The sequence below is a fragment of the Candidatus Obscuribacterales bacterium genome (assembly GCA_019744775.1).
In the GTDB taxonomy this organism is placed as follows: domain Bacteria; phylum Cyanobacteriota; class Vampirovibrionia; order Obscuribacterales; family Obscuribacteraceae; genus SBAT01.
Genome location: JAIETZ010000004.1, coordinates 187,309 through 204,455, shown reverse-complemented (window position 1 = coordinate 204,455; position 17,147 = coordinate 187,309). Strand labels below are relative to the sequence as shown.

General features: G+C 52.9%; 2 protein-coding genes. One reads left to right on the top strand and one right to left on the bottom strand.

What is annotated here, in order from left to right; genetic code table 11:
- Position 1: 1 nt before the first annotated feature.
- Positions 2-418 carry a type II toxin-antitoxin system PemK/MazF family toxin gene (locus tag K2Y22_10480; GenBank protein ID MBX9878871.1) on the top strand — a complete coding sequence of 139 codons (417 nt, stop codon included), beginning with the start codon at positions 2-4 and terminating at the stop codon, positions 416-418.
- A 24-nt stretch (positions 419-442) separates the two neighbouring features.
- On the opposite strand, the gene K2Y22_10475 is transcribed toward K2Y22_10480, so the two are convergent.
- Positions 443-17,086 (bottom strand): hypothetical protein, encoded by a 16,644-nt coding sequence (locus tag K2Y22_10475; protein MBX9878870.1) that lies wholly within the window; start codon positions 17,084-17,086, stop codon positions 443-445.
- Positions 17,087-17,147 lie beyond the last annotated feature (61 nt).

The following is a 17,147-nucleotide window of genomic DNA, read 5'->3' as shown; positions in this document are numbered from 1 at the left end:
CATGGCTGGTGGTGGAAAGCCTAAAAGTCACTCAGCTTCTGAGGCGAGTTATCGTCGCGGCGAGATATGGATGGTTGACTTTGGCAATCCTTTAGGAACCGAACTTGGAATGGAGCACCCTGCAGTTATTGTGTCTCGACAAGAATTGAATAACTTTGCGGCGCGGCTTGGTCGAGTAATCGTTGTACCAGGAACCAGCGCTCATTTCACTAACTCTAGCGGGACGACTTTATTTTCTCATCGAGAAGTTGGCGATTCTATTTCAAATGGATTACATCACTCGACCTATTTCATGACCGAACAGGTGCGCAGTGTTTCCATTATTCGACTGCGTCGTTTAGTCGGTGTGCTGGAAGCGAGTCATGTGCGAGCTATTGATGATCGCCTCTGTTTAGTGCTCGATCTCTTTCAGGTTTGATAAAAAGTCTCCAATTCTGTCTTACTATTTAGATGTTTTGTAAGGACCGTGTGAAGCTGTTACGTGTGCCAACAGGGCGGAATTTTTCAAAAGAATTGATACAAAACGCTTGGCAGCGGGGTCGCCAGATTTGGCAAGCCCACGGAGAACCTTAATTGCTTCAATGGACGACATTAGGGAAAAATCCGCCAGAAATCCCTTAACCTCACCGTCAAGGTTCAAGTCAATTGCATTCCTGAATGCGATTCCTGTGATGGCATTTATGCCCTCCAAATTCTTACCGTCGCCATTTGCCAGTACTAACTGCATGCCCAGAGGGATAGAAATGCGGTGTTTGCCCACTAGCGCTGAAATATCACCAAGGCGCTTGCTATGCAAGGTATAGATTGTAGTTTCCTTACCGGTTGTCCAAATTATCGCCGTGCTCTTGGCGGCAATATAAACTGTACCGTGGTTTGTTTGAATAACTATGTCTTGTGCTGGTGTGAAAATACCCGCCCCTTGCATTAGCTGCAGGGAATTGCCACCTGTTTGTTGCCCCGCGACAAGCCCGGCGTTTTCTGCCCAGTTCTGGGTGAAAAGACTTACTGTGTGCAGTCGGGCGTCTTCAAGGGTGGCAATAAAGCCGGTTGGATGCTCAAGCTGATCGCTAGACAAATACCCTAGCAAGAATGTTTCTTCAGAAGTACTTTGTCTAAACGGGGTCTTGTCGGTGGCGATAATTTGTGGAGCTGACAAATTGGTGATGTCCCCTTGCTGAAAAAGTGAAAACAGAAATGAGAAAATTGGCAATCGCCCAGTCTCTAGGGAAGCGAGACCTGTTCCGAAATTTGAGCCGGTACCAATTTCGGCCGCAGCTTCTGCTACCGTCATGGCACTGAGGTTGCCGTTGACGGTAAGTTCGTTCGTCCTTATATAGAGACTGGCATTGACGGAATTTGGAGGTGTTACCGTGGAATTCAGTTGAGCAACGTCTGTGTCAGGATTGAATCCGCTTGGTATAGCTGCCGGCGTGTTGAGCATGACCGGTCCGCTGTGTGCTATCTGACCAGAAATGATGTTGACGGCACCCCCGGTTGCAGACAAGAAGACCGGACCTTCGAGCAACAGACTGGGGCTTCCTGTCAAATTTAAGTTGGAAGCTGGGGCGGTAGCTGTAATAGCTAGCTGTGTAGTAGATGAGAGTTTTCCTGATCCTAAAAGGTTGAGAGGTAAGCCTGTCGGACTTTCAATAAGAGTACGTCCATCTCCACCAATCACCATGAGATTCGCATTTGCAGTTAATATCACGCCCAGATTTGCATTGTCTACTACTGACACTGCCGCGGACGATCCGACAGGTGAAGCGCGCAAAGTAAGCGTGTTTGTAAAAGTGATTGAGTTACTTGAGGGTTGAAAAACAATTGAATCGGATATGGCGATCAATGTACCGGGGCCGTTAATGGACATGGTACCTGAGCCAGACAAGCCATTGTCTGCAATATTTATGCCGCCGCTTCCAAGTATGGGAAGCGAACCCAATGCTCGCAAAGTACCAAAGATGCTTAAGCTATTGGTGCTCACTGATATTCCATCTGAAGCAGTTACGTTGGTGTTGACTGGCACAACAACTGATCCAATTGAAGCAGTTAATATGGCGATAGATCCATCGACCGTCGGAGATCCTGATAAAGTCAAATTCGCCGAACTTGGACTACACAAGCAGTCCAATGTAAGGTTGAGATAGGTGGCTGAATAAGAGCCGGAGCCGTTTACAGTCAGGTCAAGCGAGCTGCCGACTTGGGCTGCTAATACGTTGATGTTGCTTGGACTCAGCATTTGCAGGGAGCCATTGTTCGTAAGAGAGCTTGTGGTGATTGAGATATCGTTGTTTCTGATAAGTGACTGACCGGATGCAATTACAAGTTGAGGAGCATCAACGCTTAATGGCCCGCCCGCGACGGTCAGTGTGGTCGGCAATACTCCACCTGCAAGGGTAATCATATTGCCTGCATTGAAATTGATTGAACCGAATGGACCGGTTTCAATTCTACCTGTTCCTACAAGTATTAAATTGTCCGGATTTTGAACAACGACTGAGCCTGACAGGGCGCTGACTGTCCCGTCTAGAGTCACAATGCTGGAAGTACCAGGTGTAAACGGGGTTGTGCTTAAAGTAATCGAGCTGTCGGTTGCCAGTGTGAAGTCGGCGCCGACAAGTATGCTGGACACCGGGTTGAATGTGGCACCGCCGACGGTGCTAGTGGCTACGGGGGCTCCGTTCAAGTTGAGAGTGGACGTAGTCGCCAAACCGGCTGGGCGAAATGCTAGTGGGCAAATAGTGCAAACGAAGCTGGAATTAATCACATAGTTGGAGACTCCGTTGGCGCTGAAGGTCGCAGATGCAGTTGCGGCTGAAGGACTGCTTACCTGTATTTCGAGAGCATAAAAAATGACGCTACCTCCACCTGAAGCTGTGAAGGATGTTCCGTCAATTATGGTCAAGTTGCCGCTGCTTCGAAATACCGTGTCGCCTTTGACACTTCCTGCCTGCAAGAATGAACCGCTGCCTGAAAGATTAAGATTACCGAGAGTGTTCTGTATTAATATGCTTGAGGTATTGGCTCCGGAGAATTGTGTTTCCAACGAGCCGTTGTTGACAAACGTCGGTGTTGCTGGCGCAGCGTAATTCATATTGACGACAATTTGCTGATCTGAGCCTATGAATACACCTGGATTGATAGTCACAGCTGTGGCGTTCAAGGCAAGATCGGCGCCATTAAAGGACAAATCTGTAACACCGACACCGGATATCGCGAAGGTCAGAGAGCCATTTCCAGTTGGTGAGATTAAAATGGAACCTCCCGAACCTGCGCAGTTGGCGCAAGTAGTTATAGTTCCGCCAAAGCCTGCCGCACCGGTGATGTTGAGACTCACATTTGTACTTGAGTTGCCTGAATTGATTGTGACGGCTGAGTTTTCCGTTGCGGTTAGGGAAGGACTGGTTGTAGTCGCGGCAAAGATCAGGTTTGGTGTGCGGATATTTAGGTCTCCACCTCCTTCTACAACTAACGCTGCAGCATCACCAAGCGTAATGGACTTCCCTGCTGTCATAGCCAGAAAAGAAGTGCTGCCGGCTCCGGCGGTGCGGAAAGTAGTGGTGCCAGTGAGAATGAGGTTATCCTGCGATTCAACTGAAATCGTCGCGTTAAAATTGGTTGAGACTGCCGCAGATGTGCCGGAGAGAGCTTCCGTATTTATGGTGATATTGCCGCCGGCCACCGAACCTCTTGCATCTACATCCGAAATTAAGTTCAGTCCGTTTGGCGCAGTCAAAGTGATTGCCTGTCCTGATGCCCCATTAATGCCCGTAGCCTGGACGGTGGCTGTGGATAGATCAATTCCTGCAATCAGGCTGATGCTACCTGCACTCTTGCCGTTGCCGTCGCCCTGCGTGTTGAATGAGGGGGCTGTGACTAGTGTGACTCCGCGAATGGATCCGGTAGAAGCCCTCAAATCAATTGTTCCTCCATCGGCGTTGCTGCCGCCACTGGTATCAACTCCAGTCTGTGCCACCACTAGATTACCGACAGCCGTATGAATTGTGACGTCGGAACCGCCTGTGGAGATAGGACCCAATAGTCCGTTTATCTCTCTTATATCTACATTCACCGTGCCACCAGTGAAATTAATTTGGTTTGCCGTAATCGTTCCGGAAAGACTCCCGCCCGATATTTGGGTATTGGTACCGAAGTCAATATTGTTTGATGACTGAGCCGTTAGCGCTGAGCCAGTGCCCATAACAATCTGAGAGTCTGAAGGAAGGCTTATCAGTCCGTTTGCAGAAATAGCACCAGATACATTGTAATTACTTGCTGAGCCAAACGTAATGGTGGCATCGGAAGTGACGGTTACTCCATTATCCACTGTCAATGTCGTGAAACCGCTACTGTCTTGAAGCGAGTCCACGCGGATGATACTTGCCGCTGCGCCTGCTGCCAGTGAAAATCGTGTGCTGCTGACACCGTCCAGTACTACTGGTCCGTTTAGAATTGTCGTAAAGTTGCCGACAACCTGCGCGACCGATAGCACGAAGTCGGAGCCGCTCGATACCGACAGATTTATATCGTCCATTCTCAGCACATTTGCCTCAACCCGCACTGAGCCGGTTGAGTTAAAGCTGAAAATCCCAAACTCTCCTTTAAGAGTCAGATCTGTCCCAGCTATTGTAATGGTGTCAGCACTCACAAGGATCGTGCCGGAATTTCTGAATGTGCCACCTGAATTCAACACAAATGAATTGCCTGTTGTGCCTGTCTGCTCCAAGACAATGTCTTGAATAGTGAAGTTCAAATCGCCGCCGGTTGCCGAGGAAAAATTCGTAAGACCACCAGCTGGTGAGCCGAAGTTGATGGTTCCGTTCCCAATTGCTTGAAATGAGCCTCCAGCGGAGCCACTGTGTAGTACCACTGTGCCGCTAGTATTAACACTGGCAGTACTGCCGTCATCCGGCCCGTAAAGCCGAGGCGCGGCAATTTCTATGCTGGCTGTAATACCAGCTGAACCGATCTCTTGAGTTAGGCTGTTTGCCAGGATCACTGAGATGGGTGAAGTTAGTTTTGCAAAGTGATTCTGACCAGGATCTAGAATTCCTGTGCTGCCGGCAAGTGTCCAAGTGCCCAAGCTGGATATAGATATGGTGTTTGTACCGGCAGCTGCAAGGGAGAGACTCTCTACTTTTCCATCGTTAGTGAAAGTAGTGTCCGTGCCCAAATTTATTGATAGGGAGTCGACGCTTCCGATGATGCCTGTTGGCGCGATAGTCAGACCGTTGCCTACATTCAGTTGAGCACCGGGTGAATTGAAATTTAGGCTTCCCGAAATTGATGCGGATCCTGAATAAGTGAGTGGCACACTCACAGTGGCAATTACTAGATCCGGCAGGATCAGGTTTGTAAAGCCGCCATCCGGAATGTTGTTACTGTCGATATTGAAGTCCCCACCGGATGCATAACCTGTGCCTGGATTGCTTGTAGACAATGACTGGCTCAAAATCAGTGTTTGAGAGGCTGGCGTTCCGCCTAAGACTACCTGCACGAATGCAATTTGTTCTGCCGGCGTAATGAACATGCCGGGACCAATTGTGACCGACACGCCGTCCTCCAAAATGGTGGCTGTTTCACCTCCAAAAGATCCGCCTGCTACAGGCGAGGCGTAGGATACGCCGCCAATTGTTATTGGCTGCCCCGCTCCCGTGCCGGCCGCAAGACCGCCGGTGGAGAAAAATCCTCCTGTCTGAGCGGGGTAGGTATTGGCACCAAGTCCGTAGTTTGCATCCGGCAAATATATGGGCGCAAAAGCGCCGGCTGAAATTACAATAGTGCCATTATTTCCAAGGGCGTTGAGCGCATCGGCATTATAATTCGAGAGTGAGAAGCCGGAGGAGCCACCGTCCAGGTTTCCTATGTCTGTTGATACGCTTATTGTTTGTCCGGATATGGTTATTGCCCCGGAATTTCCGCTTGCACCGGTTGCGCCTGCTTCAGCGCCGTTGGTTCCTGATGTGAGTCCACCTGATGTGCCACCGCTTCCAAATCTACCGCCAAAACCGGCACCGCCATTGGACCCGAGTCCACCGTTGGGTGTGCCACCGCCGGTAGTATCGCCATTGCCGCCCCTCCCGCCGATAAAGTCGCCTGAGGCTCCCTGCCCTGAGCTGCCGTTACCGCCACCGCCATTGCCGGAACCACCGAAGGCTCCGGTTCCACCATTAATAGTGTTGCTTCCGTTAACACCGTTGTTACCTGCTGAAACTCCACCACCTTCTCCGCCAGCCCCGGCACCGCCGAAGAAACCGCCACCGCCGCCTCCTCCTCCGTTGCCTAACCCGCCACCTCCGCCACCGCCGCTGCCGGCTATTGTGCCAGTGCTACCGCCACCGCCGCCGCCACCACCTGCGTAGCCGCCGCCAGCACCACTACCACCTACTGTGGCACTAGAAGTTCCGCCGCCGGCACCACCGCCGCCATAGAATCCACCACCACCACCTGCCCCACTTGATGTATGAGCTGCGCCACCACCGCCGCCGCCGAATGAACCGCCGCCTCCACCACCCCCCGAGTCGCTTGACAGTGTGCTTCCGGAGTCATTGTAGCCTCCATTGCCTCCGCCTACAGCAAGAATGGGACCGGTGATTGCCACGCCGGAGCTTGTGCTGATGGTAATCGAACCAGCTGAGCCACCCAGTCCTCCTGGCACATCGCTTTGGCTACTGCCGCCGCCGCCTCCTCCTGAGCTGTTAATGTCTCCTGCGATTAATATAAATCCTGACACTGCGGTGATATTAATGTTGCCACCGTTGCCTCCGGTACCACCTGCGCTACCGCCACCGCCGCCGCCTCCGAAGCTACGAACGAAACCAACAGATATTGAACCGCCGCTTTGAATTTGTATTTCACCACCTGCGCCGCCAGCTTCGCCTGCGGAGGCAGTTGCTCCGGCACCGCCGGCTCCGGCCGCCAGTATGCCACCGGTTGAAATTCCGGCACCACTCAGGGTAAGTCCGCTTGTTGCGAAAACTGGAGATGGGCTAATTGTGCTGTTAGCAATTGTTGCTGCGCCCGGGTTTGCGATGATCGGACTTGCTGTGAGGAGTCGGACACTGCCGGCGCTTCCTGTAAGCGCCGTGCCAGCACTTATGATCTGTCCTGTTGAAATTCCTGTGCCTGATGCGGCACCGGATATTATCGTCAAATTGCCGTTGTTAGTATCTATTGTTCCTGCAATATTTACCGATCCCGAACCCAAGGCGCTGCCAGCGTAGGCGGCTATCTCCAGCTTGCCTCCGTTAGTGCTAATTGATGAGTTTACCTGTACTGCCCCGCCTGAGGTTGAGCCGGCCGAGAAACTCACACTGCCGTCAGCTTGAATCGGGCTCAAGTTCACTCCTGCTATGACGGTCAAATCAAGCGCATTCGGCTGGCTTAGATTAAGCAGCGCTGCTACAGAACGGATCTCGCCACCCGAAACCAAAACGAGAGTGGACGGGGAGAAGCTGTTCACAGTAAGTCCTATGCCGGGACCACTTAGATCGATAGAGCCGCCTGATGTTAATGCACCACTGCTGTTATTACTGAATGTTATGCTGCCCAGCCCTAATACGGAAGTGCTGCCGCCTATATTTAGTTGTGATGTACTGTTGTTGAGATTCAACGTTCCGCTAATCTGGGCCGAACCTGTATAAGTAAGAATCGACACGTTAGCATTAGCCACAACTGTAGGCGGCAGGCGCAAGTTCGTAAAATTTCCAGTGGGGATGTTTTCAGTTTGAATTGAGAAAGAGCCGCCGATTGCACGACCTGTACCGGGTCCTGTGCCTCCTAAAGTAAGCGCCTGCGGTCCACCGGCTGCCACTTGAATGTATGCAATCTGCTCGGCCGGCGTTATAAACATGCCGGGCAATATTACAAAAGGGGATCCGGATTCTTCTATAGTGGCACCGCCGGCGCCGAATATACCTAAATTCACAGGAGATGCGCTTGCAATGCCATTTACAGTAATCGGCGTGCCGATGCCACTTCCCGCCTGCAGCCTGCCGCTGCCGGGTGCCAGGTAGACATTTGCAAGTGCTCCGTAGTTGGCGTCGTTGAAGTAAGTTGTTTGCCCGAACTGTGAGTTGAGTATAACGGTGCCGCCGCCTCCAAGCGCATTCACAGAGTCCAGATCAAAGCTGCCGCCGGTTGATGTTAGCAACTGTCCGATTGTGCCTATGGCGACCAGCCTGCCGTTTATGACAACGGCGCCTGCTGATGCGCCGCCGGCATCACTGCCGTTCTCGACAAGGCTTGTGCCGCTGCCTCCCAGTCCGAAGCCGCCACCGCCGCCGCCATAATTTGGTATTGAGTCTGCAAATCCCAGCCCAAGCCCGTTGCCACTGGTATCGCCGCCGGTGCCGCCCCGCCCGCCGAAGCTGCCGCCGCCGCCGCTGACATGACCGAAAAAGTCCATTGTTTTGCCGCCGCTGCCGCCGCCTGCTGCGAGCACCGGACCTATGATATTTACAGTGCCAGTGCCGCTGACTGTGACATTAGCTCCGGAACCGCCGGCGCCGCCGACATACGGCGTTAGAAGGCTGCCGCCGGCACCGCCGCCGCCACCGCCAGATGCGTTCACGTCGCCAGCTATGTTTATGGCGCCGCCTGTTGAAGTGACTGCAATTGCGCCGCCAGCACCACCTGCAAGGCCATTTTCAAGAAAGGTGCCCCAGCCGCCACCGCCGAAGCTTCTAATGAATCCGGTGTTGATATTGCCACCTGCGCCAATAGTTACTGTGCCACCGGCACCGCCCGGGGAGCCGGAGCCGGCAAAGCTGTCGTAGGGACCGGCTGCGCCTGCGGCCATCAAATTGCCGGCAGTTATAGAACCTGAACTAAGTACGAGTCCACTGACTTCAAATGGCGGTCTTGGTGAAATCGCACCTGCTTTTGTAAATAGATCGGTGCCGCCGTTAATTACTGGTGTTGCTGCAAAAAGATGAATTGAGCCTGCTGCCGGGCTGGACCCAGCTCCAGAAGATGTTGTTATGCCGGCAACGCTAATGGCGCTGCTGCTTCCGGCAGCAATAATAGCTGCGTTGCCGTTAATTTGGCTGCCTGATACAGCACCTGTGTTTATGGCTCCTGTCACAGAAACAGTGCCCGGTAAAAACGCAGAGCCGGTGCCGCTTCCTGTGTAAGCCGCTGCTGTGAAATTATTGCCGCTTGTAGTTATTGGTCCGGTAACAAAAATTGTGCCACCTGTGGCGGAAGCTCCATTTATTGAAAAGGCGTTTACAAAATTGGCCCCGGCGACAAGCGTGAGATCGCCTTGCACAGCACCGGGCACTGTCGCGAGCCCGCCTGCGACAATGACGTCCTGACCGGACATAAGTGAAATGCCGCCACCATTTACACTTAATGATTGAATATACACAGAGCCAGTGCGCGCAAGAAGGCTTAAGCCTTTGCTGGCAAAGCTGCCTCCGGCTTGCTGGGTCAGATTTGTGTTTGCCGAAAGTGTCAGACCGGTTGTGGCGCTGACAGCTCCTAAAATGCCGATACCGCCACTTGTTGCTGTCACTTCAAAATTGCCTGTCGTATTATCTGCAGGCAGACCGGAACCAGCCGAGGACCCTGCTAGCAAAAGAGCAGGCAAAGTGGCGCTCAAATCTGCGTCTGCCGATCTTATGTATACATTGCCGAGTCCGGCTGCGTTTGTCAGGGCGTTTGCGTTAAGTCTAAGCTGCATAATGCCGCTTGCGCCTGAACTCACGGCAAGCGCCGTGAGGCTTGTGCCGATATTGCCGGCAGTCGAAGTTATTGAAAGCAGCCCACTAAGCGAGCTTACTGAGCCTGATCCGGAAATTGTGTTTCCGGCAAGGACAGCACCACTTGTGGCGCCATTGAAATTGATCGTGCCGCCTAAGTTAAGGCTTGATCCAACATTGAGCTGGGCGCTTGCAGAACTGAAGTTAATATTGCCGTCTACTGTCGCCTGCCCTGTGTAAGTCAGAGTTGGAACATTCACCTGTGCTGTAACGCCTGCAGGCAAAGTTAAGCTGTTAAAATCGCCCGACGGAACGTTCTGGTTGTTAATACTGAAGTTACCGCCTGATGCAAAACCTGTTCCGGGGGTGTTTGTGGCAGCTGGCTGGCCAAGTAAAAGTGTTTGCGGCCCGCCCCCTAGAACCTGCAAAAAAGCTATTTGTTCAGCCGGTGTAATGAATGATCCTGGTGTAATCAGAACCAGCTGAGTCCCCTCAAGGATACTGCCTACAGTATCGAATGATCCTGCAGCTACAGGAGATGCGAAACTCACACCGTTAATTACAATTGGTTGATCGGCTTGCAGCGAACCGACAGAGACGAACCGGCCTGCCGGCGCCAGATAAGTAGCAGCACCGGCTGCATAGTTAGCGTCAGCAAAGTAGGACTGTCCTGAAGGCGTTCCTATCACTATAGATCCACCAGCACCCAGAGCATTCAGAGAATCCTGCGTAAATGCTGATGATGAATAAGCAGTTCCGGCGCCAAGTCCGGCTACAGTGCCAGTTATTGAAACTACAAGTGCGCTTATGGAAATAGCGCCGCCGTTTCCTGATCCTACTGGTGAGCCAACATTTGCACCGTTTGAACTGACTGCATTTCCGGCAGCGCCACCCATGCCAAAGAAGCCACCTGAGCCGCCAGTGGGCATGCCATTACCACCAGCGCCATTACCGGCAGTGCTACCGCCACCGCCGCCCGCCGTGAAGAAATTGCCCCCGCTTCCGCTGCCATAGCCTCCACCCCCGCCACCAGCATTTGTACCGGCCGCACCACCGCCGCCGCCGCCGAAACTGCCGCCGCCGCCAGCTCCGCCAAAGGCCGTTGTCGAGCTGCCACCGTTGCCGCCACCAGCCGCCAGAACCGATCCTTGGATTGCCACGCTGTTAGGATGGTTTACGGATATCGTAATATTGCCGGCAGATCCGCCGGCTCCTCCTGCAGAGCCGATAGCAGATGAGCCGCCGCCACCTCCGCCAGAGCTGTTAATTGCGTTTGTAATAACTGAGCCGCCTGTTGAGCCAATCAATACATTGCCGCCGGAGCCGCCCGCACCGCCGGTAGTGCCGCCACCACCGCCGCCGCCATAAGCAAGCAGCATGCCTGTGTTTATGTTCGCCAGGGCATTAATGCTTATGTTGCCGGCGTTCTGTCCAGGTCCACCTGCGGCAGCCATATTACCGGCTGTTCCGCCGATACCCGCTGTGATGATATTGCCGGTGCTTATACTGCCAGAATTAGCGCTCATATCGATACTCTGACCGCTGTTCCTAATGTTCAATGTTGTTAGATTGCCGCTTTGTGACTGCAGCTGAAAAAGTGGTGCTTCAACTAACAGATCGGACGAAAGCGAAATATCGCTGTTTGAAAATACTCTGTATAGGCTCCCGGCTTTGTTTGATATTATGTTGCCGCTGCTAGATTGAACGGCTGCGTTGCCGAAACTGATGCTGAACGGCTGGAGAATGTCGGCAGTGCTTATCTGCACATCTTGGTTCGCTTGTGCAGTCAGTGTTGTTGCACCGTTTATCAGCACCGGCGCTGTGGCAGTACCTGTACTGCCGGCAACTGAATGTAATATAGTGATTGGAGCGCTGATTGCATTTGCGGCACCTGAAGCTGAGCTGACTATATTGCCTTGAGCCGCTATATTGAATTGACCGGCGGCAGAGTTTGCAATTAAAGTACCGTCTACGGAATTGGCGCTCTTAAGACTCACGGTCGTACCAGGACCTGTAGCTGTGTTGTTGATGAACACCGAGCCTGCTGCTTTTGCTGTTAAGTTACTCGGGCTGCTTATACGAATAGGCGACGCGGCGCTTGAACCGACATCGCTTGTTGAAGAATACAAAACCACATCTGGTGCTGTAATTTCGACCGTTTGTGAAGCGGCGATTATGCGCCCGACCGCCTGGATGTTGTAAATTGAGCCGGCTCGATTGGTTATGGCTGCTCCGCCTGCAGCCACGCCATTTGATAAAATTACCGTAGTGCTTGCATCAAATGGCAATGACCCCGGTGGTGGTGGCACTAAGATATTATTGATGAAGACCGACTTGCCAGTTGATGAAGCTTGTGCGGTTAACGGAGCAAACAAAGCATTGAGCAGGACAGGTGAAGCTGCTGTGCCGACATTGCCTGTAGTGGAATAAAGTATTATGCTGCTTGCCAGGATTGCGTTGTTTGCCGGTGTGCCTATATTAGATGAGACTATGTCCCCTACGGTCTGCAAGTTGTATGTGCTGCCCGCTTTGTTGGTGATAGTCGTGCCGTCAGCAGCGACATTTCCTTGCAATGTTATATTTCCGTTTGTTATGTCACGTATTACAACTGATTGGCTGGCTTGAGCAGTAAGGTTGCTGGTCCCGCTCAACATAACTGGAGATGCCGCAGTGCCAGTGTTTCCGGCAAGTGAGTATAGAACAGTGGTGGGTGCCGTGATCGTGCTGCCTGCCCCCGCCGTAGACGAAATGATGTCTGAGGCCGCTTGAAGGCTGTATGTTTGACCGGCTCCGTTGTCATACAAAGGAAAGCCACCCGAAAAGACGTCACGTAAGCTGACTGTCAGACCCGGTGAAAGTGCGCGAATATTTACTGATCCGCCGGCGCTGAGAGCTCTTGCTGTAAGTAAGGTAGTTTGTCCTGATTGTCCGGACAAAAGCACGGGCAGGTAAGATAAGCCGACATCGCCGTTGTTGGAAGTAACGATGACACGGGGAGCTGAGATGCTGTTGTCTGCGAGTGTGCCAACTGAAAGCGAAGCTATTGTTCCTTCGGACTCAAACGAATATGTATTGCCTGCCTTGTTTGTTATCAAGGAGCCATCTGACAAAACAGAGCTACTCAACGATGTTGCGCCGTTTAGTGGATTCTTTACGAAAACCGATTGTGCAGCTTGCGCAGTCAAATTTGTATAAGCGGTCCCAAGAAGAACAGGTTTGGTACTGCTGCCCACATTGCCAAGTGTCGAGTTTAGTGCGACAGAAGCTGCCGTTACGGCACTTTCGGGAAGCGAGCTTGCGCCACCGGCAGCTATTATGTCTCCTTGCGATTGCAGGTTGTAAGTAGTACCCCTATTAACAATGGCTTGACCAAACATGTTGTTGGCCCCTGCAAGTGTGGTAGTTCCAGTTGGAGAAATGTTTCTGACGTATACAGAAAGACCCGCCTTGGCAGTCAGTTGCGTCGTGCCGTTGATATTGAGCGGGGCTCCTTGCTCACCTATGGCGACTCCCGATTCAATAATTACTATTGGTGAGGAGATTGACGTACCCGGCGAAGACGTTATAGTCTGGGGTGCATATAAGTTAAATTGTCCAGCAGCAGTAGAGTTATGCAGCTCAAGCTGAATGTTGTCCATAAATAGCGCGAAAACATTGCCGCTTCCAGCTGCGTCCAAGCCAAGCACCCTAGCCTGAACACCAAGCGGGTTGCCGCTTGCGCCGATGCTGCCATTGCCGGCGCTAATTCTAAGCGCGTAAGACCCGATTACTCTTCCGCTACCTGCTATATTTCCATTTGAAACATGCAGTTGAGCTCCACCGGAGCTGAAACTCACGAATCCATCAATGGTGGCTGGCCCTGCATAAGTTAACGTCGGTACATTCACATTTGCCGTTACTGTAGAAGGAAGGTTTAAGCTAGTGAACCCTCCTGATGGAATCAGGCTGCTGTCTATAGTAAAATTGCCGCCAATAGCAGAACGCGTGAGCAGGTCGCTTAGTACGATAGTTTGAGAAGCGAGTCCGCCAGTTAAGACTTGCACAACAGCTATCTGTTCGGCCGGGGTCAGCAAATTGGCCACGCTCACTTGTCTGGTTAAGTTGGTCGAATAGCGTATATTAACTGCCTGCCCGCCATATCTGCCTGCAGCAACTTGTGAACCCATAACACTTCCATTTATTACAATCTGATTGGCAACACTTGGACCTTCTGCTCCAAATCCGCCCAATGGAGACGCGTATAACTGGGCACCCGGGCCGTAATTGGCGTCGTTAAAATAAACTGCCTTGGCGGTGGGACTTGTTTGGATGTTAATGAAACCGCCCGGTCCTTCGGCTCTTATTGACCCGAGATTGGAACCTGTGCCGTTTGATTGTCCAACATGAAGCGAGTGTCCTGAAATAGTTACTTGTCCGCCGCCACCCCAGCCGGCTGCAGCACCGTTTGTGTCCGGTACTGGTGGCACAGGTGTGCCTCCGCCCAGCGGAATGCTGCCCCCTAAGTTGACTCCTCCGGCGCCGCCTGCCCCAGTGCCTGCTCCGGCACCCCCACCGGCGCCGCCAGCTCCGCCGTTCACTATGACCGTATTGCCGACGGTCCCCGCACCACCTGAGCCGCCACCGCCTGGTCCGCCGCTTCCACCTGGTGAACTGAGGTTGCCGCCTCCGGGTAATCCGTCTCCACCACTGCCTCCACCACTGCCAGCGGCACCGTTCGCGCCCGTGGAGCCACCGCCACCGCCGCCTATCCCCAGACCGCCACCACCACCACCGCCACCTGCTTCAGGAGGAGGTGGTGTTGTGCCAGCGTCCTGAAAACCTCCTGCGCCGCCACCGCCGCCGCCGCCGCCTGCAAAACCACCGCCGCCGCCTCCTCCTGCAGAAACAGTGCCGTTTCCGCCACCGCCGCCGCCGCCACCACCATATAGACCGCCGCCTCCAGCACCTCCTGGTACTTGAGCTCCACCTCCTGTCGCGCCGCCACCGCCTCCACCGCCGTAGCTGCCGCCACCACCGCCGGCTTGTCCAAGCCCGAATAAGAAAGTACTCTTGCCAGAGCCGCCGTTGCCGCCGCCGGCTGCAAGTATCGCTCCAGCAATGCTCACTACGCTATTGCTTGAAATCGAGACCGCTCCGGCGCTGCCGCCGGAACCACCTGCGATGTAAATCAGTGCAACTGTGTTAAAAGATCCACCGCCGCCGCCTCCTCCTCCCGAGCTGTTGATATCGCCCAATACATTGACCGAGCCTGCTCCAGCATCTAACAGCACAGTTCCACCTGTTCCGCCGACGCCTCCCGGGTTGTTACCGACACCGCCTCCGCCTCCGCCGCCGAAGGTTCTGACGAAACCTGTGTTTATAGTTCCATTTGATCTAATGGTTACGCTTCCGCCTGAGCCACCGGCTTGCCCAATAGGACTCAGGTCTGTGCCGCCATTGCCGCCGCCGCCTGCTGTGAGGATATTGCCTGTTGAAATGAGCGCGCTATTGTAAGTGCTGCTTGTCGGAGCAAATGGGGCAGGGAAAGTTGACGGCACTGCGTTTGTAATTGAAAACGAAGGCGATGTGAATGGCACGGCAAGAAGGCCGACGTTTCCACCATTCTTAGGACCGCTTGCAGTAGATGTAGTGATGTTGCCGGTGCTGATGCCGACTCCCGATGTAGCGCCGGAAATCATTGCAACGCCGCCGCCTTTTGTGCTCACATCACCTACCTGGATAGATCCGGGATTGAGGGTGGAGCCGCTACCGTTTCCCGAGTACGCCGCAATTTGTACAATGCCGCCGTTGGTTCTGATGCCGCCGGGCACATAGACGGCTCCGCCGGTTGTTGAGCCGCCCTGTAAAGTAATTGTTGTTGCAAAATCCGGGCCTGACTGTAGATTTTGCAGTGGTAGAGGTGCTGTGAAGTTTGCGCCAGCAAACAGATAAACATCTCCTGCCTGACCGGCTCCCGGGTTGGTGATGATACCTTCACCCGACGGTCCATTGATGATTATGTCCTGGCTGGCTACCACAGCCAGATTTGCATTGACTTGAAATGTACCCGGATTGTTCAACACCACAGAACCGCCACTATTGTAGAACGTTGGGTCGCCGGTTATGTTGAGTCTGCCCAGATTCAGACTTGGTCCGGACACGGATAAATTGGCGCATGCTGCGTCGATGTTCACGACTCCACTGACATTGCCTGCTGCCAAATTGACTTTGCCTGCACCGGCTGAAAGATTCAATTCCTGAGAAAGCAAGTCACCGCCTGCCAGGCTAATAATGCTTGCTTCATCATTGAAGATGTTCTCAATATTGATCTGAGCATTGAGGGCACGTAGAGTGCCTTCAATGTTATTTACAGCAAGTGACCGGCCTAGCTCTGAAGTCAGGTTGATATTGCCTGAGTCGGCGGCAACAAGTCCGGAGTTGGCGATACTACCTATAATGGACATCAGTGCGGCGTTGTGTCCGGCTAATATGTTCGCCGTGTTCAATATAGAACCGCCGGCAGACAAATGGAGATTTCCGGTTGATGCTGCAATTAACCCCGAGTTGTTTATGTTTCCCATGACTGCATTGAGGACGGCATTTTGAGCTGCTGTTATGGAACCGGTGTTCGCTATCGACCCGCCGGCTGACATCAAAAGATTGGCTGAGGAGCTAATCGTGCCGTGATTTAGTATCTCCTGTATTGCGCTCACGTTGAGATTCAGGGATGAGAGCAAGTTGCTGTATCCAGGCAATCCAGCTGTGGGCAGGACCGAAGTGATAAGCGCGCCCTGCTGGTTGATAATACTGGAGCTGCTGATTGCGGCACTGTTGACCGCCATGTTGCTGGACACTGCGTAGAAAGTTCCAGCATTGCTTAGAATGCCGGCAAGATTTAGTTCGGATGCTACGCCAAAGTCATGAATGGCTGTTACACCCTGCGGAACCACCAGGTTGCCCAGCGGCTGGCTTAGGGTCTCATTAATGGCAAAGCTGCCACCGACAGCATTACCATTTATCCCAAGCAGTAGTTCTTGCGTGCCTCCCGATAGAATCTGGAAGGCAGCAATAAATTGTGCTGGAGTTAGCAAAGCACCAGGCTGAATAGGTAGAGAACTTCCGTCGGTAACAGATAGGTTGAAAGGCAAAAATGTGGCTGTTGTTGGCAGCGCAACCGTTTGCTGGGTCGAGCTGAGGTCCAAGTTAATTGGTGTTGAGTGTGAGGCAGATTCGACAATAGTTGCCGTTGCTGGATTCGTGCCATTCACGCATGTTGCCGAGTCACAACTGTGAGAATCTGGAACGCTTGATGTCGACTCCTGCGCTAAGGCAACACTTCCTTGCAGGTGTACAAATAAGAAACCGAATGCGCAAAGTAATGCCAGCTTCTTTCTGAACTGGATCATGAATCACTCCTAGGGGATTCCAGGCAGGATCTGGCAACCAAATGCCTTGCCAGCCTACACA